This is a genomic window from Mucilaginibacter sp. (assembly GCF_028288185.1).
Classification (GTDB): Bacteria; Bacteroidota; Bacteroidia; order Sphingobacteriales; family Sphingobacteriaceae; genus Mucilaginibacter.
In genome coordinates, this window is the sequence record NZ_JAQBOF010000002.1 from 92,481 (window position 1) to 116,044 (window position 23,564).

The 23,564-nt window shown below is 41.2% G+C and carries 24 protein-coding genes; 12 read left to right on the forward strand and 12 right to left on the reverse strand.

What is annotated here, in order from left to right; all coding sequences use genetic code 11:
• Nucleotides 1-4 precede the first annotated feature (4 nt).
• The 3 genes from plsX to JWQ34_RS00580 are packed head-to-tail and all read right to left on the reverse strand — an operon-like array spanning nt 5 to nt 1,682.
• Nucleotides 5-940: a phosphate acyltransferase PlsX gene (gene plsX, locus JWQ34_RS00570; RefSeq protein ID WP_299352374.1), complete on the reverse strand. Its 936-nt coding sequence runs from the start codon at nt 938-940 to the stop codon at nt 5-7.
• Nucleotides 941-955: 15 nt separating this feature from the next.
• Nucleotides 956-1,144 carry a 50S ribosomal protein L32 gene (gene rpmF / locus JWQ34_RS00575; RefSeq protein WP_299352377.1) on the reverse strand — a complete coding sequence of 63 codons (189 nt, stop codon included), beginning with the start codon at nt 1,142-1,144 and terminating at the stop codon, nt 956-958.
• A gap of 16 nt (nt 1,145-1,160) precedes the next feature.
• Nucleotides 1,161-1,682 (reverse strand): DUF177 domain-containing protein, encoded by a 522-nt coding sequence (locus JWQ34_RS00580; protein ID WP_299352379.1) that lies wholly within the window; start codon nt 1,680-1,682, stop codon nt 1,161-1,163.
• A gap of 253 nt (nt 1,683-1,935) precedes the next feature.
• On the opposite strand from JWQ34_RS00580, the gene JWQ34_RS00585 reads away from it, so the two are divergent.
• The 5 genes from JWQ34_RS00585 (at nt 1,936) to JWQ34_RS00605 (ending at nt 8,069) form a co-directional block, all read left to right on the forward strand.
• Complete coding sequence (locus tag JWQ34_RS00585) at nt 1,936-2,658, forward strand: DUF1080 domain-containing protein (RefSeq protein WP_299352382.1); 723 nt, start codon at nt 1,936-1,938, stop codon at nt 2,656-2,658.
• Between the two features lie 96 nt (nt 2,659-2,754).
• Nucleotides 2,755-4,110: a sigma-54 dependent transcriptional regulator gene (locus JWQ34_RS00590; RefSeq protein WP_299352385.1), complete on the forward strand. Its 1,356-nt coding sequence runs from the start codon at nt 2,755-2,757 to the stop codon at nt 4,108-4,110.
• A gap of 39 nt (nt 4,111-4,149) precedes the next feature.
• Complete coding sequence (locus JWQ34_RS00595; protein ID WP_299352388.1) at nt 4,150-4,617, forward strand: hypothetical protein; 468 nt, start codon at nt 4,150-4,152, stop codon at nt 4,615-4,617.
• A gap of 160 nt (nt 4,618-4,777) precedes the next feature.
• Nucleotides 4,778-6,019: a HAMP domain-containing sensor histidine kinase gene (locus JWQ34_RS00600; protein ID WP_299352391.1), complete on the forward strand. Its 1,242-nt coding sequence runs from the start codon at nt 4,778-4,780 to the stop codon at nt 6,017-6,019.
• Nucleotides 6,020-6,068: 49 nt separating this feature from the next.
• Nucleotides 6,069-8,069, forward strand: a complete 2,001-nt coding sequence (locus JWQ34_RS00605; protein ID WP_299352394.1) for a KUP/HAK/KT family potassium transporter — start codon at nt 6,069-6,071, stop codon at nt 8,067-8,069.
• A 33-nt stretch (nt 8,070-8,102) separates the two neighbouring features.
• On the opposite strand, the gene JWQ34_RS00610 is transcribed toward JWQ34_RS00605, so the two are convergent.
• Nucleotides 8,103-8,852 carry a YdcF family protein gene (locus tag JWQ34_RS00610; protein WP_299352397.1) on the reverse strand — a complete coding sequence of 250 codons (750 nt, stop codon included), beginning with the start codon at nt 8,850-8,852 and terminating at the stop codon, nt 8,103-8,105.
• Between the two features lie 217 nt (nt 8,853-9,069).
• On the opposite strand from JWQ34_RS00610, the gene JWQ34_RS00615 reads away from it, so the two are divergent.
• The 4 genes from JWQ34_RS00615 to JWQ34_RS00630 all read left to right on the forward strand — a co-directional run bounded on the left by JWQ34_RS00615 (nt 9,070) and on the right by JWQ34_RS00630 (nt 12,862).
• A complete protein-coding gene (locus tag JWQ34_RS00615; protein WP_299352400.1) occupies nt 9,070-9,660 on the forward strand; it encodes a cupin domain-containing protein in 591 nt (196 codons plus the stop codon).
• A 144-nt stretch (nt 9,661-9,804) separates the two neighbouring features.
• Complete coding sequence (locus JWQ34_RS00620; RefSeq protein WP_299352403.1) at nt 9,805-11,103, forward strand: hypothetical protein; 1,299 nt, start codon at nt 9,805-9,807, stop codon at nt 11,101-11,103.
• 38 nt (nt 11,104-11,141) lie between these two features.
• Entirely contained in the window at nt 11,142-12,284 is a 1,143-nt protein-coding gene (locus JWQ34_RS00625) for an XdhC family protein (protein WP_299352406.1), read from the forward strand.
• Nucleotides 12,281-12,862, forward strand: a complete 582-nt coding sequence (locus JWQ34_RS00630; RefSeq protein ID WP_299352409.1) for a nucleotidyltransferase family protein — start codon at nt 12,281-12,283, stop codon at nt 12,860-12,862. The genes JWQ34_RS00625 and JWQ34_RS00630 overlap by 4 nt, the downstream gene beginning before the upstream one ends.
• Before the next feature lie 78 nt (nt 12,863-12,940).
• Here JWQ34_RS00630 and JWQ34_RS00635 read toward each other — a convergent pair whose 3' ends face one another.
• From JWQ34_RS00635 to JWQ34_RS00645, 3 genes are all read right to left on the reverse strand, one after another.
• A complete protein-coding gene (locus JWQ34_RS00635) occupies nt 12,941-13,489 on the reverse strand; it encodes a hypothetical protein (RefSeq protein WP_299352412.1) in 549 nt (182 codons plus the stop codon).
• 61 nt (nt 13,490-13,550) lie between these two features.
• Nucleotides 13,551-15,683, reverse strand: a complete 2,133-nt coding sequence (locus tag JWQ34_RS00640) for a molybdopterin cofactor-binding domain-containing protein (protein ID WP_299352414.1) — start codon at nt 15,681-15,683, stop codon at nt 13,551-13,553.
• Complete coding sequence (locus JWQ34_RS00645) at nt 15,680-16,147, reverse strand: (2Fe-2S)-binding protein (RefSeq protein ID WP_299352417.1); 468 nt, start codon at nt 16,145-16,147, stop codon at nt 15,680-15,682. The genes JWQ34_RS00640 and JWQ34_RS00645 overlap by 4 nt, the downstream gene beginning before the upstream one ends.
• Nucleotides 16,148-16,220: 73 nt before the next feature.
• On the opposite strand from JWQ34_RS00645, the gene JWQ34_RS00650 reads away from it, so the two are divergent.
• Together JWQ34_RS00650 and JWQ34_RS00655 are read left to right on the forward strand one after the other, a co-directional pair.
• The gene (locus JWQ34_RS00650; protein WP_299352420.1) at nt 16,221-16,388 is read left to right on the forward strand and encodes a hypothetical protein; all 168 of its coding nucleotides are present in this window, start codon (nt 16,221-16,223) and stop codon (nt 16,386-16,388) included.
• Between the two features lie 245 nt (nt 16,389-16,633).
• A complete protein-coding gene (locus tag JWQ34_RS00655; protein WP_299352423.1) occupies nt 16,634-17,122 on the forward strand; it encodes a DinB family protein in 489 nt (162 codons plus the stop codon).
• Nucleotides 17,123-17,341: 219 nt separating this feature from the next.
• On the opposite strand, the gene JWQ34_RS00660 is transcribed toward JWQ34_RS00655, so the two are convergent.
• Nucleotides 17,342-17,908, reverse strand: coding sequence for a hypothetical protein (locus JWQ34_RS00660; RefSeq protein ID WP_299352426.1), 567 nt, complete (start codon nt 17,906-17,908; stop codon nt 17,342-17,344).
• Nucleotides 17,909-18,129: 221 nt separating this feature from the next.
• On the opposite strand from JWQ34_RS00660, the gene JWQ34_RS00665 reads away from it, so the two are divergent.
• Nucleotides 18,130-18,894: a DNA-binding response regulator gene (locus JWQ34_RS00665; protein WP_299352429.1), complete on the forward strand. Its 765-nt coding sequence runs from the start codon at nt 18,130-18,132 to the stop codon at nt 18,892-18,894.
• Nucleotides 18,895-19,249: 355 nt separating this feature from the next.
• Here JWQ34_RS00665 and rmuC read toward each other — a convergent pair whose 3' ends face one another.
• The 4 genes from rmuC to ricT form a co-directional block, all read right to left on the reverse strand.
• Nucleotides 19,250-20,635 (reverse strand): DNA recombination protein RmuC, encoded by a 1,386-nt coding sequence (gene rmuC, locus JWQ34_RS00670; protein WP_299352432.1) that lies wholly within the window; start codon nt 20,633-20,635, stop codon nt 19,250-19,252.
• A gap of 80 nt (nt 20,636-20,715) precedes the next feature.
• Complete coding sequence (locus tag JWQ34_RS00675; RefSeq protein ID WP_299352435.1) at nt 20,716-21,453, reverse strand: PAS domain-containing protein; 738 nt, start codon at nt 21,451-21,453, stop codon at nt 20,716-20,718.
• A gap of 206 nt (nt 21,454-21,659) precedes the next feature.
• Nucleotides 21,660-22,142: a gliding motility lipoprotein GldH gene (locus JWQ34_RS00680; protein WP_299352438.1), complete on the reverse strand. Its 483-nt coding sequence runs from the start codon at nt 22,140-22,142 to the stop codon at nt 21,660-21,662.
• Between the two features lie 3 nt (nt 22,143-22,145).
• A complete protein-coding gene (ricT, locus tag JWQ34_RS00685; RefSeq protein WP_299352441.1) occupies nt 22,146-23,564 on the reverse strand; it encodes a regulatory iron-sulfur-containing complex subunit RicT in 1,419 nt (472 codons plus the stop codon).

Genomic DNA, 23,564 nt, shown 5'->3' on the forward strand with positions numbered 1-23,564 from the left:
TTTTTTATTGAAACGCCTTAGTTATTTTACCAACCAACTCGCTTTCAACCATCTCTTTAGACAAAAGAACCATATTCTTTATAGCCTCGGGGTTTGAAATACCGTGGCCAACAACAACAGGCGCGTTTACCCCCAAAATTGGGCTGCCGCCATATTGCTCATAATTAAACCTGTCAAAAAACTCATCTTTCAATCCCTTTTTAAGGGTTGCCACATAAAATGATTCGGCAAGTTTAAGTATAATATTTCCGGTAAAACCATCGCATACAAAAACATCCGCATTATCGCTAAACAGGTCGCGCCCTTCGGCATTACCTACAAAGTTAAAAAGGTCTGTTTCTTTCATTAAAGGATAGGTAGCCTGGCAAAGCAGGTTGCCTTTTTCTTCCTCTTCGCCAATGTTCATCAGCGCTACGCGGGGATTGGCAATATTATAAACGTTTTGCGCCATTAAGCTGCCCAATACGCCAAACTGTACTAATACTTCGGGTTTGCAATCGGCATTGGCACCTACATCTAACAAAATACCCAAGCCGCCTTTCAGCTTTGGTACCATAGTAGTTATAGCAGGCCGATGTATCCCCGGTATAGCTTTTACGCTAAACATAGCACCAACCAACATAGCACCGGTATTACCTGCCGAAGAGAAGGCCTGTATTTGGCCTTCTTTTAACAGTTTAAAACCTACGCTGATACTTGAGTCTGGTTTTTGAACAACAGCCTTGGTGGGGTGTTCGCCCATGCCAATAACCTCGGTAGTATGTACATACTCAAAGCTATCCGGGTCAAAGTTATTTTCACGAAGAATACTTACAGCCGCATCTTTATCGCCTATAAGTACAAGGGTATGGCCCGATAAAACTTTATATGCTTCGATAGCCCCTAAAACAGTCGCTTTGGGAGCGTAATCTCCGCCCATAATATCTAAGCCAATCTTCATATTAGAAAATTAGTATTAGGCTACTGCTTTTTCAATCAGTAATTTACCGTTATAGTATACGTTACCATCTACAGTATAAGCTCTGTGCGGCAAATGTACAGCACCGGTAACTTTGCAGGTAGTTAAAGTTGGAGCGATAGCCTTGTAATGGGTTCTACGCTTGTCTCTTCTTGATTTGGATATTTTACGTTTTGGATGTGGCATAACTTAATGTTATTATTTATTTAATTTTTTTGAGTGCGTCCCACCGTGGGTCCGGGTTCTCATCTTGTTCATTATTCGCCGCTAAGTTATTCAACTTATCCAGCATTTCATTATCACAATACGGGGTGTTACCCTCGTCATTACATACCTGTATAAAAGGTACTGCAACGTTAATATATTCATAGATCAAGCCGGCCAGCATTATTTCATGCTCATTTTTACCTATGGCTATGATCTCATCGTCTTCGTCTATCTCTTCGTCGCTAAACTTAGCTATCTGCTGTTCGTGCACATCCAACGCTTGCGGATATTGCGACAAACATTTATCGCAAGCAGCATCAATTGTACCGGTAATATGAAAATCAAGGATCAACATAGTTTCCTGTTTTTCAATTTCGACCTCACATTTCAAGTCGGCCTTTTTTACCAGCGAGTAATCAAACTCGTCAAAAAAGTCATCCTTTACATCAAATTCAAAATGATGCTTACCAAGTGCTAAACCAGTAAAAGGAATCGAATAATTTCTTAGCGATTTCAATGAGCAACAATTAGCCTGCAAATGTAGGGAAAAATACTAATACAGAAAAGGGTTTTTTTTAAATGGTTTTTGTGGGAGGAAATGGTGGAGAGTTAGGTAAACTTCGGTGGCGTGGACCGGGTGAGTCTTCGCCGTTTTTACAGCAAATTATCCTCAAAACCAATTGTAACCTATTATTTACTTGAGAAATTGATAAAAAATATCGCACCATTAAAAATTATTGTAGTTTTACCCTAACCATTTTTAAATAAACATGAAAAAAATACTTGTATTAGGCTTTGTGGCATGCATAGCTATCTCCTCTGTAGTAAAGGCACAGGACAACACATTAACTAAAAAAGAAATAAAACAAGGCTGGAAACTGCTATTTGATGGCACCGATCTTAAAGGCTGGCACTCTTGGAAACGCGATACAGTTGCTGCTAACTGGATGGTAAAAGACGGCCAAATACAATACGATTTAAGCAATGACCGTAAAGGTGAAGACTTAGTGACTGATGGTTCATATACAAACTACGAGTTACAAATACAATGGAGAATTACCCCTGGTGGTAACAGCGGTATTATTTTTGACATCCAGGAAGATGGCAAACATGGAGCTACTTACCAAACAGGTGCAGAAATGCAGGTATTGGATAACATTGCTGCAAGCGACAATAAAAAACCAAATCACTTAGCAGGTTGCTTGTATGATATGATTGGCGATGCAACTGTATCACATCCGGTAACTCCGGGCGAGTGGAACCAGGTTAAAATTATTCAAAATAAAGGCCAACTTACTTTTTGGTTAAACGGGACTAAAACTGTTGACGTTAAAATAGGCAGCCCTGAGTGGGACGCTGCAATGGCACAAAGTAAATTTAAAAGCCGTGGCTTTGAAGATTTCATGAAAGTACAAGGCGGCAAAATTGCTATCCAAAAACACCCCGGAGCAAGCGGTTGGAAAAACATGAAGATCCGTGAGATAAAAGACTAAATAGTTTCACATTATATAAAAGCCCGTCCCGATAGCCATTGGGACGGGCTTTTTTGTTGTTTATAATCACAATTAAATTACACAGATTTGTAATCCATGAGCACAGCATCAAAAGGCAAGCTTTTAATAATTGATGACGAAGACCGTTTACGAAAACTACTTGCCCGCATTTTGCAACTGGAAGGATACGATCTGCTGGAGGCCGCGACAGGCAAAGAAGGCTTGCGTCAATTAGAAAGCGCTACCGTTGATGTTGTTATATGTGATGTAAAATTGCCGGATACTAACGGTATTGAACTTACCAAAATTATTAAAACCAATAACCCTGCTGTCGAAATCATCGTGCTTACCGCTTATGGCACTATAAACGATGGTGTAACCGCCATTAAAAATGGTGCGTTTGATTATATAACCAAAGGCGATGATAATGAAAAGATCATCCCGCTGGTTAGCAAGGCGATGGATAAAGCCATTTTACAGCGCCGGGTACTAGAATTGGAGAATAAGCTAAATTTAAAATTTGGTTTCGAGCGGATAATTGGCAGCTCGGCAGGTATTGCTGATGCCATTAAACTGGCGCAACGTGTAGCCGTTACCGATACCACCGTTTTATTATTGGGAGAAACCGGCACCGGCAAAGAAGTATTTGCCGAAGCCATACACCAGGCCAGTCCGCGTAATGCCAAACCATTTGTAGCTATAAACTGCAGCGCGTTTAGCAAAGAACTTTTAGAAAGCGAACTGTTTGGCCATAAAGCCGGCGCGTTTACCGGGGCCATAAAAGATAAAAAAGGTCTTTTTGAAGAAGCCAATGGCGGCACTATTTTTTTAGATGAGATAGGCGAGTTGGACCATGACCTGCAAGCCAAATTATTACGCGTGCTGGAGTCGCAACAATTTATTAAGATAGGCGATACCAAAACCACACAGGTAAGTGTGCGCATACTGGCAGCCACTAACCGCGATTTGCAGGATGAAGCTGCTAAAGGCAATTTCAGGTCTGATCTGTTTTACCGTTTATCTGTTTTCCAGATCACCCTGCCCCCTGTGCGCGACCGTAAGAAAGATATCGCACCCCTTGCCAAAAGTTTTGTCCAAACCTATGCCACCAAAGTAAATAAACATATAACCGGTTTTACTGCTGATTTCCTGCAAAAGCTGGAAGCTTATAACTGGCCCGGCAACATACGCGAGTTAAAGAATGTTATTGAACGCGCGGTAATATTATGCGATGGTAATGAACTGGATGCTTCCTTATTGCCTTATGAGTTTAATATCGCTTCCATAAAAACCGAGAACTCCGCTTCGGCATTTGAACTGGCAATAATTGAAGAGCAGCATATTAAACGTGTGCTTAACCATACCAGCGGCAACCGCGCCGAAGCCGCAAGGCTATTAAACATTGGCATTGCTACTTTGTATCGCAAGTTAAAAGAGTACGGATTGGAGTAACGCGATTGTTGGTATATTAGCAATTATCGATCATAGCTGATGAAAAACTTATACGCATTTGCATTCCTTATAGTAATTAGCGCTAGCCTATCTGCACAGAGCCGTAAAAAACTGTCATTAACAGACTGGATAAAACAACATGGTTATATTGCATTAACCGACACTGACAATTTGCCCAAAAGCATGATGCCTTATTATGCTGCCATAAAAGACGCTGTTAATAATCCTCAGACGCGAATTAAGAATTTTCCAAATTTTTCTGCTTCATACACAAATGCAACATTCTGGTCTTTAATTAATAATAAAACTTTTCTCCGTCTTACGATCTTTCCTATTGAAGGATTAAAAAAAATGAAAAATGAGGAAGACAATCAGGCAAAGCCCAAATACGATCCCAAAATTAAAATGTATTTAAACACTGATGTGTGCTCTTTGGGCAGTGTAGGAGAGGTGATATTAAGGCTGTATAAAGCAACTAACAAGATCACTTTTAGCGAAACTGAATAACCAATTTATTCGGATTATTATAATCCCATTTTGATAATACCATATCAAAATGATAGGGTAGCGTAATTATACTTATTATTCCATCAAAATACAACTAACTGTATATCATTATATATCCAACATTTTTTATTAATGGCATTTGTTTGGCAATAGCGCCACTATGCGTTTAAAAAACAAACTCCGTTTTGGCATTGGCTTTTTGTTCCTGATGGCTTTGATAAGTTCGGGCCTGGCAGATTATTACTTAAACCGCCTTTCATCCGATTCTAAACTTATTCTTAAAAATAACTACCGCTCTATTACCTATAGTAAAAATATTGGTGAGGCTTTAGATGATGGCAAGACAAATTCGTCAGCCAATCAACAAATTATAGAGACCAATCTAACACAAGAGGAACATAATATCACCGAACCTGGTGAAGCTAAACTAGCCGCCACGCTTAGGGCAAACTTTGAATTATATAAGCTTGCTCCCGGCAATATTCTATATAAAAACAACATCAGGGCAGCAGTTTATGCTATCATGCAGTTAAACATGACTGCCATCCAGCATAAAAGTGATACAGCAAGCAAAACTGCCGATGATGCGGTAATCATAGTATCGTTAATGGGGTCGCTTTGTTTTTTGATCGCTTTTAGCTTTTGGGTTAATTTTCCAAGTTATATAGCCAATCCTGTAACAAAAAATATAGATAATCTTAAACAGGCCAGTGATAATAAAACTACGTTCATCGCCACCGTATCGCACGAGTTGAAGACGCCCATATCATCCATGAAAATGGGTATTAAGTTATTACAGGATGAACGTGTCGGTACCATGAATACCGAGCAGCAACAGATATTGGAAAATATTGAAGACGATGCCAAACGCTTATTACAAATAACCGGCGAGCTATTAAACGCCGCGCAAGCCGAAACGGGTAATATCCAACTTAACTTCGGCAGCGCGCACCCAACCAACATCGTTAATTATGCGGTGAAGTCTATCAAATCACTGGCCGATCAGAAAGAAATAACCATAGCCATTAATTGTCCGGAAACACTACCCAACGTTATGGCCGACCTGGACAAAACTACCTGGGTACTCATCAACCTTTTATCAAACGCTATAAAATACAGTCCGGTTAAATCAACGATTGATCTTTCCATACAAACCAAAGGAAAGAACGTAATTGAGTTTGCCGTAAAAGATGCTGGCCGTGGTATTGATGCCATGTACCTGTCGCGCATATTCGAACGCTACTTTAAAGTACCCGATGCCGATCCCGAAAAAACAGGCACTGGCCTTGGCCTGGCAATAGCTAAAGATTTTATTGAAGCACAAGGCGGCGCCATCGGCGTTTCAAGTCAGCCAGGCATTGGGAGCCGGTTTCACTTTACACTGATTGTAAATAACGCCTAACGGTTGTTAGCTAAAACATTTAATCACTTATCATCACACATAAACAATAATGACTTCTCATCTTAAAACTGTCTCGGCAGCAGGCGTACTAATAACCCTCGGAATTATTTTTGGCGATATAGGCACATCGCCCCTATATGTTTTTCAAACCTTGTTAATAGAGGGCGGCAAAGTAAACCCGGCGTTGGTGCTGGGTTCACTTTCCTGCATATTCTGGACCCTTACCCTGCAAACTACCTTTAAATACATTTTCATTACCCTACAAGCCGACAATAAAGGCGAGGGTGGTATATTTTCTTTATACGCTCTTGTACGCCGCTACGGTAAATGGCTGGCCATACCGGCCATAATTGGTGCGGGCACTTTATTGGCTGATGGTATTATTACACCACCGGTATCAGTTACATCAGCAATTGAGGGTTTGAGCAACGTACCTTCGTTGGCATCATCGTTCATACCGGGCAGTTGGCTTATTATGGGTATTGTTACCGGTATTATGCTGTTGCTGTTCTTCTTTCAGCAATTCGGCACTAAGGTTGTTGGCATTTCATTCGGGCCCGTTATGCTGGTTTGGTTTTTAACCATAGGTGTATTAGGCGCTTTACAGGTGGCACATGATCCGGGCATATTTAAAGCTATTAATCCTTATTATGGCGCGCGTTTATTAATGGACCATCCCAAAGGGTTTTGGTTATTAGGCGCAGTATTTTTATGTACAACGGGTGCCGAAGCGCTATACTCTGATCTTGGCCATTGCGGACGCAAAAACATACAAGTTAGCTGGATATTTGTTAAAACAGCATTACTATTAAACTATTTTGGACAAGGAGCATGGGTTTTACAGCAGCCGGCAAACACAAATTTTAGCTTACTAAACCCATTCTATCAAATTGTGCCTTATCAGCATTTACTAATGGTACCATGTGTGGCTTTAGCAACATTGGCTACTATTATTGCCAGCCAGGCTTTAATAAGCGGTTCGTTTACGCTGATAAGCGAAGCCGTTAGTATGAACTTTTGGCCACGTATCACCATCAAATACCCGTCAAATATTCGCGGGCAAATTTATATACCCAGCATAAACTGGATATTATGCTTTGGATGTATAGCGGTAACCCTGTATTTCCGCACGGTTGAGCACATGACAGCCGCTTACGGCTTTTCTATCACCATAGCCATGCTCATGACTACTATTTTAATGTATTACTTTATGCGTTATGTAAAGCATTGGCCGGTATGGTTAGTTACCATAATTTTATGCGTGTTTTTAACGGTCGAGTTTAGCTTTTTTGTAGTAAACGCGGTAAAAATTGTTAAAAGATTGTTCTTCCTGGTGTTTGAGTTTGGGTTGATCTTTACCATGTACATTTGGTATAAGGCCCGCAAAATAAATAACCGGTTCTTAAACTTTGTCGACCTTAAAACTCAAATACCGTTGCTTAACGCATTACGCGCCGATCAATCTGTTGCCAAATATGCCGGCCAGCTTATTTATTTAACCAAAGCCAACAATAGCAGGCAGATAGAAGAAAAGATCATCTACTCCATAATGAGCCGAAGCCCAAAACGCGCCGACACCTACTGGTTTATCCATATTGATACTACTGATGAACCCTATACCATGGAGTACAGCGTGGATCAGGTTGAAAAGGGAAAGATAATTAGAGTAGATTTTAGATTGGGCTTTAGGATACAACCACGGGTTAACGTGCTGTTTAGAAAAGTAATTGAAGATATGTTGAATCGAAAAGAATTAGACATCATCAGCAAGTATGAATCATTAAATAAATTTAAAGTTGTGTCTGACTTTAGGTTTGTGATATTAGAGAAATTCCTGTCATACAATAACGTATTTAGCGTTGCCGAAGGCTTTATATTAAATAGTTATTTCAGCATTAAAAAACTGGCACAATCAGATGCCAAGACCTTTGGCCTGGATACCAGCGAAACACATGTTGAAAAAATACCGCTGGTAGTAAATCCGGTAACTCATTTTAAACTCAAACGTATAGATCCGTTTAGCGGCGAGGCCATTCCTGAACTGGCATAATAATTAAATAAGCATACGGCACATACCGTATGCTTATTTTTTAAAATAGTTAACTACATAGCCTACTACTTCTTTGGTATAATATTCCCAATTAGATAAAGTATTTGCTTCGGGTAAAAAGTTATTTAGCGCAAAGTTTACCTCAGATCCAAGATAATTACTTGGATAAGGAACTACATTTATACCTGCCTTTTTAAATATCATTAACGATCTACGCATGTGGAATGCCGAGGTTACCAATAAATAAGGTGGGGGCAAATGAGATTTTTCTAACAGTGTTTTAGAAAACTGTGCATTCTCTATGGTGTTTTTAGAGTTGCTTTCAATCAAAATCAAACTATCTGGAATATTGAATTGGGTTAATTGCGTTTTAACCCAGTCAGCTTCTCTAAACCCACCCGGTAGCAATGAGCCGTTTCCACCACTTATTAATATATGCGATGCTTGTTTAGTATCCATTAATTTAACCCCCTGTATAAACCTGTCGGCAGCCGAATTAAAATACCCACCAGCGAACTTACCACTCGAAGAAAACCCGCCCAATACTATTACGCAGCTATATTTTTTACTGTCGTTAGCAGGGTACGGTTCTATATCCCATGCTTTTTCAAAGGCTTTTAGAAAAAAGGGGGTAGTAAATAAATAACAAACAATTATAGCAGCCAGTAAAAATTTCTTTTTCCTTTTAGGATTTTTACTAATTAGCGCTATAACTAGTAAAGCTATTATCCAGTAAAGTGGCAGCAATATAAATAGCAGGATTTTTGAAATTATAAAATACATAACGTTTAAATTACTGCTAAGATATTTATTTAATCTGTTGTTTTTTTTATTCCAATAAAACCGGATGAACAAAATACACGTATATACAAGTAGTAAACTTTTGATACATTTGTTAGTATCCTAAAAGTCCCTACAAAAAATGTCGATAATTAATGAGTCACCGCTCCGTTAAAAACTGTTTATTTACAATTGCTATTAAATATATTTCATTAAAATAATGCAAATACAGGAATATATAAACAGCGGCATTTTAGAACAATATTGCCTTGGTTTACTCACTCCGAGCGAACAGGAAGCAGTGTTGGCCATGAGCGCTTTATATCCTGAAGTTAAAAAAGACCTGGAAGAGATTGAATTGGCTATGCAACGCCTTGCGTTAAATAATGCCATCACACCTAAAGCCGAACTAAAGCAGCAAATAGCAAATCTAATTACGACCAACGACCAGGCTATTACACTAGATAATCTGCCAGCTATAAGCAAATACTCCAACTACCAAACCTGGTTGCAAGCTATTGAGCATTTGATACCTAATGAATCTATTGGCGATTTTTTTGCATATCCGTTGCGCCACAATGATAATATCGAGCAAACATTAATAGTTACCCAAGTAGATGTCCCGGAAGAATCACATAGCGATATTATGGAAAGCTTTCTTATACTGAAGGGCCAATGCGTTTGTACCATAGGGCAGCATACCTACACCTTAAGCGCAGGTGATTTACTGGAGATACCTTTATATACTGAACATAATGTTAAGCTATTAACTCCGCAGGTAATTGCCATTTTACAACATCAGTTGATCTAGTCAGTATTATTAACGCTTCCCTTGCTGTTATTAATAATTGACAATCGCCTTTTCTTAATTATCTTCGTTAAATACAGATTTATAAACCGGGTAATGTAATCCTCGGTTTATTGCTAACCAATTATAATTTCTTATTTAAATATTATGGATAAATCATTATTGTGTTGCTTCATTTTGGTATGCTTATTAAAATTAAATAGTAACGCCCAGGCAAATGTTGACAAAACTATTGCACAGTCTATTCTAACCAATAAAAACTTCGACTCGGTACAGGTAACAGGTATTAAACTGCTTAGTGGCTTTTCGGCAGGTAACTCTTATAACGAAGTTTGGATACGCGATTTTAACACCTTTATTAAAGGGTCGCTTAAAGCACATCCAAAAGAAGAAGTAAAAAACATGCTGCTGATGTTTTTTAAGATACAAGGCGAGGATGGTAACATCGTAGATGGCGTGGTAGAAGAAAAAAAGGCGAATGTTAATTATAATTATCGCCACTCCGAACTGTTACCCGGCTGGGCCGCGCATAAAAACACGGTGGAGACCGACCAGGAGTCATCGTTAATACAAGCAATCAGAAAGTATATTGATGTTACCGGCGATGCATCTATATTGAATGAACAGGTGGGTGGTAAATTGGTTATCCAACGGTTAGAGGATGCCTTAAATTATATTATGAAAGATCGTTGGTCGGCTAAATATGGTTTGGTTACCGGGGCCACTACTATTGATTGGGGCGATGTACAGCCCGAAACCGGCTGGGGCGTAGCTATCAATCAAAAAACCAAATGGGCAATTGATATTTATGATAATGCCATGTTTGCCATTGCCGTTAAAGATTTTTTATCCTTTAAACCTAGAAGCTATCAAACCGCTAAAAACTGGAATGTAGTTGCCACTAATCTAAAAGCCAATGTGCGTAAATATTTATGGCAGTCAAAAACAAATAAGTATTTACCCCATATTTATTTGGATGGAGGCCCTTTCACTAAAGATTTTAAAGAAGAGGACATTTTATATACCGGTGGATCTATCTGCGCTATTTTAGCTGGCTTCAATACCAAAAAAGAGGTAATAGAAATTAACCGGCAGATAGTAGCAGCAGCAGCTAAAGAAAAATATGCTACTATAGGCATCACGGTATATCCGCCTTACCCAAAAGAACAATATCCTAACATGGCACCATACGTTTACCAAAACGGCGGCGACTGGACCTGGTTTGGAGGCCGTATGATAGAGGGCCTGTTAAAATATAACCTGGTTACCGAGGCTTATAACGACCTAACCCCAATGACCGACCGTGTTATTGCCAACAAAGGTTTTTTTGAATGGTATGATGTGCAAACCGGCGCTCCAAAAGGCTCTGGCAATTTTAGGGGTGAGGCTGGCGTACTTTATGATGCGATAAGGCTTTTAAAAGAATGGGCTGTGAGTCATAAATAATACATAAATTTATACATTGGCATCATGCTGTTAAGTAAATGAAAGAGATAATTGACATCGTAACCGCTTTTGACGCAGCACATAAACAAGGCAAAAAAACCGCCTTGGCTACTGTGGTGTTAGTGGAAGGCTCGGCCTACCGCCGTGCCGGGGCACGCATGTTAATTACCGAGGATGGTCAGCTTACCGGCGCCATTAGCGGTGGCTGTTTAGAGGGCGATGCCTTACGCAAGGCGCGATTAGTGATACTACAGCAAGAACCCCTGCTGGTTACTTACGATACTACCGATGACGACGATGCCAAACTTGGCGTTGGCCTGGGCTGTAACGGCATAATCCATATATTGATCGAGCCAATATCTGATCATCCAACAAACCCCATCATTTTATTAAAGACGATATTAAACAACCGCAGGCACGCGGTATTGGTTACTTTATTTTCTGTTGATGACAGGAAAGCGCCGCAACCCGGCACCTGTTTATGTTTAACAGAAAGTGGGCTTATTACTAACGGAATCGACCACGCACCCTACATTGATACTTTAAAAAGTGATGCAGCAAACGTTTTAAAAACCCAGCGATCAGCAACGCATACTTATACCGACAAGGTAGCTTACACCGCTTTTGTTGAACATGTAAAACCTGTTATATCGCTGGTGATAATTGGTGCAGGCAATGATGCCATACCGCTTACCAAAATAGCTGCTGTTTTGGGTTGGGATATTACGGTTATTGATGGCAGGAACAATTATGCTTTGCCCGAGCGCTTCCCATCAGCTAAAAAAGTTATTGTTGCAAAGCCTGAGCAAGTACTATCACACCTTGAATTGAACGAATGGACCGTCTTTGTGCTGATGACACATAATTACAATTATGAACTGGCATTGCTAAAAGAGTTGCTACCCTTACAATTACCCTATATTGGCATACTCGGTCCTAAAAAGAAACTACAGCGCATCCTTGCCGAACTGGAAGACCACGGCACCCAAATAACTGAAGAAAACCTGGACACCATTTATGGACCGGTGGGGTTGGATATAGGGTCGGAAGGAGCAGAAGAAATAGCATTATCTATCGTAGCCGAGATAAAAGCGGTGCTATCTGCCCGTAAAGGGTTTTCATTAAAATACAAGCCGGTTGCTATTCATTCTACCCAACTCCAATCAGTCACCATAAAATGACTGCATTAATTATACTCGCGGCAGGCGAATCAAGCAGGTTGGGTTTCCCTAAACAAACCTTACTGTACAAAGGCAAAACGTTAATTGAGTTGGCTATAGAGAGCGGCCTGAAATCTAAATGCAACCCGGTCATTGTTGTACTGGGTGCAAATGCCGACAAGATTGAACCCGGCATAAAAAGCAATGATATCCAAATCATTCATAACACCGCTTGGACCCAGGGCATGGCATCGTCTATAAGAGCGGGCATTAATTATATTAAAGACGATAATACCATAACCGGAGCCATGATCATGCTATGCGACCAGCCCTTTGTTAACCGGGCAATCATCGATAGCCTGCTATATAAACAACAAACCGGGACTAACATAGTTGCCTGCACCTATAAAGACACCTTTGGTGTACCTGCCTTATTTAAACGTGCCCTATTTACCGAACTGCTTTTATTACAGGGCCAGGAAGGTGCAAAAAAAGTGATCAATAACCATCCTGATGATGTAGCGACCGTCCCTTTTGAAAAGGGCGGTATTGACATTGATACCGTGACCGATTATGAAGAACTGCTTAGAAACGCGTAGTTGCCCGGACACTAATGCCAAAATTCCGTTAATAGAATATAGGGTTGAATTCTTTATGCACTGTTTGAAAGGCACGTTTCAATTTTTCTTTAACTGCGTAGCTACCCTTTTTATAAACAAATAATTGGCCGATCCACCAATTACAGCGCCTACTATTGGTACCAGTCGCTCGGCGGTTTTAGAGCCGAGATTTAGGAGCAGCTTTTCAGCTACTTCTTCCATAACATTTTTAGTCACCGTTACGCCTGCGTCTATTTTCAGCGAAGACGCAACAATCTTAAAGAAATCTTCAAACCGCAATTCATAGCGACCTGTTTTGTAATAATTTATGGCTAATGTAACCCTAAATTGCTGAGTTACAAGATTGGCCATATCAAGCGGAATACCAACTAGCATGATTGCCAGTCCACCGGCACCCGCAATGGCACCGCTGCCTGCTGCTAACAGAGCGCATTGGTTAACAAATTTATTAATGCCCAACTCATCTACACCTTTTTTAATGCCAAGCTGGTCTATATGGCTGTAAATATTTTTGAATCCGCCTTTGGCCAGATTTTTAAAGCCCTGCCTAACATCGGCCTTAAATTTGTCAAGATTAAAATTAGGTAACAGTGGTATGGTGCTCATGGTATAATAACGTTTATTAACCGCTGCTATTACCATGCCATAAATATTGAGCACTTAACCTCTACGCTTTCTCAAACTCAAAAGGCAATGTCCTATACCTTATTCCCGTTGCCGCGAAAACCGCGTTACCAACTGCCGGGGCAATTGGCGGTAATCCGGGTTCGCCAAGGCCGGTTGGGGCATCATCTGTTTGTACAAACTTTACCATCACCTCTATCGGCGCGTCCTTCATCCGCAAAAATTTATAGGTATGGAAATTGGTTTGCTCAACCGCTCCCTTATCAAAAGTAACCTTGCTGAATAAAGCGTGGCTCAGCCCGTCAATTATTGCGCCCTCCACTTGGGTTTCAGCACCGCTTTGGTTAACTACCCGGCCACAGTTTATAGCACTATATACTTTGGTTACCCGTAGTTTGCCATTCTTCATTTTAGTTACCTCGGCAACATGTGCCGCATAAGTGTTAAACGAAAAATGTGCGGCAAAGCCTTGGTACACATTTGGCTTTTTCGGTTTGCCCCAGCCGCTTATTTGCGTAACCAGGTCTATAACGCTTTTATACTTTGCAGGATCATAACTAGCTGCTTTACCCGCGGGTTGATTTTTAGCTTTTTCTATCAGTTCCAATCGCAACGCTATCGGGTCTTTTTTCATTTGGTGGGCCAGTTCATCCAAAAAGCACTCATCAGCAAAAGCTACCGAGTTTGATGTGGGCGCGCGCCACGGCCCGGTTTGGATATTTGTTTTCAGACTATGATTATCCGCCCTATAATTAGCAATACTTGCTGCCGGGAAACCATCAGGTTTACCAGCCGAGCCGCCGCTTAATACCGCTCCGTTAAAATGCCAGGCCGCGATCTCGTTTTTAGCCGGATCAATAGCTGCCTGGTATTTAAACATACTGGCAGGGCGGTAATAATCGCCTTGCATATCGTCTTCGCGCATCCATAACAATTGCACCGGTACTTTTGCCGCTTGCGATATTAATGCCGCTTCAACACCATAATCTGTTTGCAGTTTACGGCCAAAGCCACCGCCTTGGCGTGGCATGCCCAGCGTAATATTTTCCTGCGGAACGTTTAGCGCTTTTGCAACCGCGCCGCGTAAATTGGCAGGCACCTGGGTTGGGCCATATAGCTCAACCTTATCGCCTTTTACATCGGCAAAAAAGTTAAGCGGCTCCATATTGGCATGCGACAATACCGGCACCTGGTAAACTGCCTCTACTATTTTATAGTTACTGTTGCTTAAAGCCGCGTCAATGTCACCATCGTTACGGCCGGGCTTATCACTTTTATTATTTAACAGTTCGGTAAATGAAGCAATGTGGTCGGTACTGCTTTCCAGCGGGCTGGTATCTTCCCAAACAACTTTAAGCACATCACGCCCTTTTTTAGCGGCCCATGTGGATGTTGCCAATACAGCTACCACATTATGTACCTGCACTACGTTTTTAACACCGGCAACTTTACGGGTTTCGGTATCATCGAACGATTTAAAGGTTTTGCCGAATGCCGGCGGCCTTGCCACTATTGCGAACAGCATCCCCTCACGGCGGGTGTCAATGCCATATAGTGGCTGCCCGGTTATAATTTTATGGTTATCAATATTATGTACCCGGGTGCCTATTATTTTAAAATCTTTAGGGTCTTTTAATTTTACTGTCGATGGCACGGGCAGTACAGCAGCTTTTGCCGCAAGCTCGCCATAAGATAGTTTTTTGCCGGTTGGTTTATGAATGATAAAAGCATTCTCGGCATAACAATCAGCCTCATTAACACCCCATTGCTGGGCAGCGGCAGTGATAAGCATTTGCCTGGCTGTAGCCCCCGCGTTGCGGATAGGCATAAATCTGCCGCGTATGGCGCCACTACCACCCGCGTTTTGCGACCCGTATTTGCTTTGATCAAGCGGGGCCATCTCTACCACTACTTTATCCCATTGTACATCCAGCTCCTCGGCCAAAATCATGGGTAGCGCTGTTTTTACACCCTGCCCTATCTCGGGGTTAGGCGACATTAACGTGATCAACCCTTTCGAATCAATAGACACATAAGCATTGGGCGAAAATATGGTATCTGCCAAATGCTGCGCCGGGTTTGCATCCGCCAGTAAATGGAACCCAAACATTACACCGCCACCGGCTATAGCGCTTACTTTTAAAAAGTGGCGCCTTGAAAAATCGGGATTGCTCATCTTGCAGCTACTCCTTTCTCTGCCGCTAAGTGTATGGCCTTACGTATACGGTAATGCGTACCGCAACGACATATATTGTTCATAGCTAAATCTATATCATTATCTGTTGGGTGTGGATTTTGTTTTAGCAAAGCTGATGCCGCCATGATCTGCCCGGTTTGGCAATAGCCGCATTGCGGTACATCCATTTCGCTCCAGGCTTTTTGTACGGGATGCGAACCATCTGTACTTAAACCCTCAATGGTGGTGATCTTCGAATCTTTAACTTCGGATATCGGTAATTGACATGATCGCATAGCGAACCCGTTAAAATGCACCGTACAGGCACCGCATTGCGCAATACCGCAACCAAACTTCGTGCCCACTAAATTTAAATGATCGCGCAATACCCAGAGCATTGGCGTATCAGCGTCTGCCTCAACAGTAACCAGCTTATTATTGACAGAAATTTTGTATGAAGCCATATTGATTAGCGTTTAATACCTATTAAGTAAATTTATTAGTAATTAATTTAGGATGCAAGCACTTTATTGGCTCATGATTAAAATGTTACAAGCCCATCCAATTTGGTTAGTTAAATGTAGAGTTATAGCTTTCTATTTGGCGTTGCCTACGGCCCACGCTGTACGCTCATACGCGCACGAGGCGTTAGGCGCGGCCTGCGCTGAGGTCCTCGAAGCGGCCGGTATCCGCTGCCATCGTTAACCCGGCCCTCTCACCATTCCGTCATCGCGAACGAGGCACGAGTGTGGCGATCTCTACACAATAGGTTAACATGCGACCTGGCGCGCAGAGATAGCCACGCTTCGCTCGCTATGACGTATCGGGTATTTGCGCGAAGCATCGCAAGCGTTAGCGTGATATTTGGTAATTTGTTTACTTTATGCCGATAAAACTCCCATTGCAAAAGGTTTTATTTGATTAAATATTAACCACTAAAACCAAGAGCAATGGATCAACAACAAGTATTTGTAAAAATGGCTGTCGACGGATGGAACCAGCAAATTAAATTCACCAATGACACATTGGATAAAATATCTGACGAGGAGTTGCTGAATGAAATATCTCCGGGAAAAAATCGCGGGATTTATTTATTAGGGCATTTAGTTGCCGTGCACGACCAATTATTGCCATTACTTCGTTTTGAAGACCCATCATATCCCGAACTTCGTCCTGTTTTTATTGAAGCGCCCGATAAAGCAATTGCCGACCTTCCGCCGGTTAGCCAATTAAGAGCGCAATGGCATGCAGTTAACAATAAATTTTCGGCACATATTGACAGCCTGCCGGCAGGGGATTGGTTTACACGCCACGCCAGTGTATCAGAAGAAGATTTTGAAAAAGAACCGCATAGAAACCGCCTTAACGTTTTAATGAGCCGCACCAGCCACCTGGCCAATCACCGGGGGCAAATAGTTTTATTGATACCGAAAGCGTAAACTTTGTGGTGGGAAACGTTTAGCTGTCAACTTCTTGGTAAGTCACGGTACGCCGCCCTAAGGCCAGCGCTGCATATTCACGCCAGAGGGGGATATCGTTATAGCTGTGTGTTAATATCGATCAAAGTATCAAAACAAAAAACCGCCTCATAATTGACTTATGAGACGGCATCTTTTAACAACTTTTGTATCATCAATCAACCTTTTTAGGAGTTCACATTAAAAGTGAGTAAGAGCAAGGTAAATACCTACGGTGCCACTCGTCGATGTCCAACTACTCGGGTATCCAATATATTTGTCGGTACCGTCTACTACTAAGTAATAAGTACCGGCACTCGCGTAATATTGCATCAAGGGTTGCAAGTGAATGTGGTCATTGTTATCCCCAGAGCCAGCGCCATCATCACCGGAGGTAAGTAGGGTGCTCTCGTCGGAGCCAAGCAAATAGAAAACGCTATCAAAATCAGAAGTACCACCGTTTATGGTTAAGTAACCATCATCTATTAAAGTTATCTTAATCCACCTATCAGTACCGGAATGAGTGGCATCCCCATAATTATTAATAAGAGGAGAACACGAAGTACACGCAGTCAGGTCCTTATGTTCGAAGCCTAAAGTCACAGTATCAGGATCAGCTTGGGTGCCGTCTTGAGCTTTGGTTGATAATGAACAGGTAAGCAAAAATAATGCAGCGCATAAGCTATAAAGAAATTTCCTGTTTACTGATGTAACAGGGCTCAGTTTTGGCATAGTAGCTTTTTTGATAGTTCTGTTTAAGTTTTTCATGTTTTTAATTTTTAGTTATCCAATATTAACTAAAATGTAAATTCGTTTTTATTTTATTACATGAAGAACAAGGTTTGGCATGACGAAATGGCTTTTTGCATACACCAAACCTCAAAAATTATGTTTGCTTATTTCATCTGCCAGGTAACTTTATTAAAAAACACCCGTATAAAATGATTAGTTTTAGCCCTAAGACTAACACCTAAACCAATTTTACCGTCATGATATCTCACCTTGCCAAAACGGAAACATTTTCATTGTACGTTATCGAAGAAAGCGCAGCAGTGAACAGCATAGCCAACCATTTACATCATCATACAGATTTTATATTGGCCGGCAGTCAAAACAACCCAAATATTGCTTTAGAAGAAATTCTTAGAAAAGACCGATTTCCGGATGCTGTGATCGTAAATATTGAAGTGTGCGCGGCCCATCAAAGCAATCTGCCCGAATTAATAACAAATCACACTTCACTGATCATTACCTCCCGATCTGAGGAAGATGCAGTGCTGGCGTTCAACTATAAGGCTGTCGATTTTCTGATTAGCCCAATAAGTTTAACGCAGTTGAACCGCGCTTTGAATAAAGTAAGATCCGGCAAATACCCGGCGCCCCAAAATGACCTATCCCCACATTTCTATATTCAAAGCGAAGCAAAAGGAAAGATGATCCGTCTGAATCATGATGATGTTTTTTATGTTGAGGCTTGCCAAAACTATGTGACCATTTACCTCGAAAAAAGCAAATATGTCACTTATTTAACCATGAAGGAGTTGGAGCAAAAGTTATCAAACACATCATTTTTGCGCATTCACAAATCATATCTTGTCAACGAATCAAAGATCCACTCGGTTGATGGCGATTATGTGATCTTAGAGAACAATTTCTTCATAAAAATAGGTGCCAACTACAAAGAAAGTATGTTAGCATCACTTCATCCAAATTTTTTTATTTCGAAGCGTAGTGGTTTCAGGGTGGCAAAATAGTTGCTTTTCACCCCATCCTGGCGCGAGTATGCAGCGGTGGCTTGAGGGCGGCGTACTCGTGACTTTTAATCAACCAAACCAACCGCCTTGCATTATAACTACAAGTACTGTACTTTTAAGTAATAATGAGTACCAAATATAAATTCTGAGATCAGGACAAATTGTATTTTTATAAGCTTTGCGGTTATAAATTGGATCGATCTGTTTATCCGTAATGAATACCAAGATATTTTATTAGATTTCGTGGCGGCATTGCCAGCAGAATAAAGGCCTTGAGATATATGGTTGGTGTATAGGGTTAACACCTTTGTAGAAAATAAGTAGAAAAGTCTTTGCCCCATCGGGGCTACCCAATCTATTCAACCGCTTCATCATCGCCAATCTCAATATATTTTTGATCCAACTGCTTATTAGCCTTAGCGCCCAAACTCTTTATTTTCTCGGCTGTCTTGGTTAAGTTGCCGTTGCCCTCAGTTAACTTGTTAATTGCACTGTCATAAGCATTCTGGCTTAGTTTAATATTTTTGCCGATGCCTTCCATATCATTTACAAAGCCCACAAATTTATCATACATGGCTCCGCTTAAACGGGCAATTTCTAGTACGTTACGGTTTTGTCGTTCTTGTTTCCAGATACTGGCAATGGTGCGCAATGTAGCCAGTAAGGTTGACGGACTAACAATCACCACCCGCTTATCCCAGGCATCGCTAAATAATTCAGAATCTATCTGCACCGCGAAACTGAATGATGATTCGATCGGGATAAACAACAACACAAAATCCGGCGAGTTAATCTGGTACAGATCATGGTAGTTTTTTGATGATAAACCATGCACATGGCTGCGGATAGATTCGACATGCGCTTTCGAGAATAGCTTGCGATCGTCCTCGGTCTCACAATTAACCAAGCGCTCATAAGCTATTAAAGACACTTTAGAGTCAATAATCAGGTGTTTTTCATCCGGCAGGTCTATTATAACATCGGGCTGTAAACGGCTGCCGTCTACGCCGGTTAAACTGGCTTGCAGGCGGTACTCCTGGTCTTTCACCAGGCCCGAGCGTTCTAATACACGTTCTAAAATAACCTCGCCCCAGTTGCCTTGCTTTTTATTATCACCTTTTAGGGCTTTTGTTAGATTTTGCGCCTCATCGCTAATTTGTTTGTTTAGCTCCATTAGCTGGGTAATTACCCCTTTCATGGTATTACGCTCGGCGGCTTCCATATTGTATACCTTGTCCACCTTATCTTCAAACGCTTTCAGGTTTTCTTTAAGCGGATTTAAGATGATATCTAAATTGGTGCGGTTAACATCAATAAACTCTTTTGATTTTTCTTTCAGGAGTTTCTCGGCAACGTTCTCAAACTCCTTCTGAAATTTTTGCTGTATCTCCTGGATGCTTTTTTCCTGGTCGCCCAGTCGCTCGCGTTGTGCTTTAAATTGCTCCTCGGCTTTGGCCATACGGTTTTTTTCGGTAAGCAGTTCCTGGTTTAATGTAGTGATAGCGGTGTCATAACGCTCGCGCTCATCCTGTAACTGTTTATCGGCTTTGTCGCGTTCTAAACCCAAACCTAATGCGCGCTCTTCGGCCTTAGCTAAAGTTATGCTTAGCGTTGCATTATCATTTTTCAATCGCGCAAACTCTTCCGCCGAAATACCATCAGCAGAGGTTGGCTTCTTTAAAAAAAGAAACACGGCAATTAAAAGTATTACAAGGGAAGCGAATAAAAAAGCGACAGTCATTTTGATAAAAATATTAGCAAAACGAAGGTAAATAAAAATTAGCTATGCGGTAAATTATTAATGTTTTTATAGCGGATAAATTACAGGGAGGCATCAACCGTGGTGGTAGTCTCTAAGATATGGTTAAGATCATGAATAATAGCATCAAGCTTTTTGGCCGATTTTGAAATGCTCTTGAATACTGTTTTTAAATCTTCAGCATCAATAGTGCCTGCATGGCTCGCAATTTCTAACAAACCTAATATATTGGCAACGGGCACTCTTAAATTATGCGATACAACATAAGCAACTTGTTCGAGATCTTTATTGCGCTGCAATAAATCTTTCATGGTATTTTCGCGTTCTAACAAGGCCTTTTTTATCTGGGTGATGTCGCGGTTTATGCCCAGTAATCCTATCACTTTATCTACCTCGTTTTTTATTGGAACTTTGGTTGTTAGGTTCCATCTTATTTCTTTTGTATTCTTGTCTGTAAAGTGTTCTTCTTGATTTACCAACGCATTAGAAGATCTCATAATCTCATGTTCATCCTCATGAAACCGTTCTGCATCGCTGGCGGGATAAAAATCAAAATCTGTTTTCCCTATCATTTCCTCGGGCATCGCACAACCGGCGTTAACGGCTACGGGCGTATTGCACATTATAAAATGTCCCGTGGGGTCTTTTAAATAAATTTGATCGGGCAGGTGTTCAATAACCAGACGAAACAAATCATTCTTAGAAGAAGCCCCATAATTTTTAAGAACTCTTTCGATTAAGTGATTGTTTAGGGCATTCGACTGTTTTTCAGCACTAACCCTTTTTGATTTATTGTTCATGAGTGTATATTCAAAATCAAGCTATCAATTATTATAATAGCGCCCGTGTTTAAATACTAGTTAATAATTTGGTTTGCGGGAAAACATTATTGCTATCTAAAATAGTAATAATTAATGAAACATACGATTTGTTGATTTGTTTCTTAAAGGTTAATTTGGCGGGCCATTAAAGAAAAAACAATCAAAAGCGGGGTTTAATAAAGAATTTATTTAACCGTCTCCACCCGCAAACCAACATCACTCACCTCATGCAATGGGTTATCGCGCATGTTTTGTTCTATTTGGAAAGTGTAAGTACCTTTAGTCGGGAATTTATAATTTAACAGAAAGGGTGTTTGGTAACTATACAAATTGCCCGATCCCTGCCCTAGCCATTCACCATCGGGGTTAGCCAGTTTAAACTCATACCGCACCGCAGTTGTTTTTTTATCGGGATTGGTTTGATGTATTAATAAAAAAATGTTGGAGTACTTATAATCGCCGGTTACCCTTAAATTAAGGTATAGGTTATAAGCCTGCTGCTCATTATCTATTTTTACCGAATATTTAATTTTATTGGTATACGCCCAATTGTTGTTAACGATCTCGGCATTCTGATCAATAACCGCATTTGGGTCTGTACAACCCGCCCCTGATAGCAATATTAAAACCATCAGGGCGGGGAATAAGTATTTTAAAGCACTTTTCATTGCTTACTCTTTTGGTGGTTCATCTCCGCCGCCACGGTTTCCGTCCGGGCGATTGGGCTTGTTTCTGTTATTATTAGGACGATTCCTGTTTCGATTAGGGTTGCTTCCCCCATCCGGCCTTGGGCCTTGTGGACGCGGTTGTGCCCCTGGGTTTGTGTTATTGTTTCCCCCCTCGGGTCTTGGGCCCTGTGGCCGTGGTTGTCCACTATTGTTAGGCTGGCCTGCAACATTTGCCGGGCGCGGCTGATTGCTGTTACCATTTGGATTATTTGGATTCGGCTTATTTTTGTTGCGGTTCTTGTTTTTCTTTTTGTTGTTATTATTGCGATTGCGTTCATCCAAACGGGTAAGGCTATCCTGACCAACAACATTTTCGTAATCCAGCGCTTTTATCGGTTCGGTTTCAACCTCAACAAATACCAACAGGTCATCAGGCAATACACCATCTTTGTTCATCTGTTGTATTTCTTTAACCCGTGCAAGCGGCACCGCTATCCATGATTCCTCACGGGGGTAACTAAACCACATCTGTTTTTTAAAGATATCTGTCTTTTGTAAACGGGCATCGCCTTTAAGGGTCTTTAAGTAATTTACATTTTCGGGGATATGCTTTAAGGCATCCATGTAAGTGTCCAGCTCATAATTTAAGCAGCACTTTAACTTACCACATTGGCCGGCCAGTTTTAATGTGTTTAAAGATAGATTCTGATAACGGGCTGCTGATGTAGAAACCGTTTTAAAATCAGTTAACCAGGTAGAGCAGCATAATTCGCGCCCGCATGAGCCAATGCCACCTAAACGGCTAGCTTCCTGGCGCATACCTATCTGGCGCATCTCAATACGAATGCGAAAGGTTTCGGCCATCTTCTTGATCAACTCCCTGAAATCAACGCGACCTTCGGCTGTATAGTAAAAAGTAGCTTTGCTTTTATCGGCCTGGTAATCCACATCGCTTAGCTTCATGGATAGATTAAGGCTTAGGGCCAGCTTGCGCGCGCTATGCATGGTTTCCCATTCCATATCTTTTGCGGCCTTCCATTTATCTACATCGGCAGGTGTTGCCCGGCGATATATTTTCTTTAAAACATCTTCCTCCTTTACACGGCGTTTAACCAATTGCATCCTAACCAGCTCGCCGGTTAATGATATATGGCCGATGTCATAACCGCCCGTAGCGGCTTCAACAACAACTAGGTCGCCGTTTTCCAGGTAAACATTATCGGTATTTATATAGAACTCTTTGCGTGAACCCTTAAATTTTATCTCGACAATTGAAAATGGCTTATAATTTACTGGCATATCCATGTGCGACAGCCAGTCGTAAACATCTAATTTACTGCATCCGTTAGTGAGGCATGAGCCATTACTTTTGCAGCCTGCCGGCGAGCATCCGCCCCCCGTTGAGCAACTTCCACATCCCAT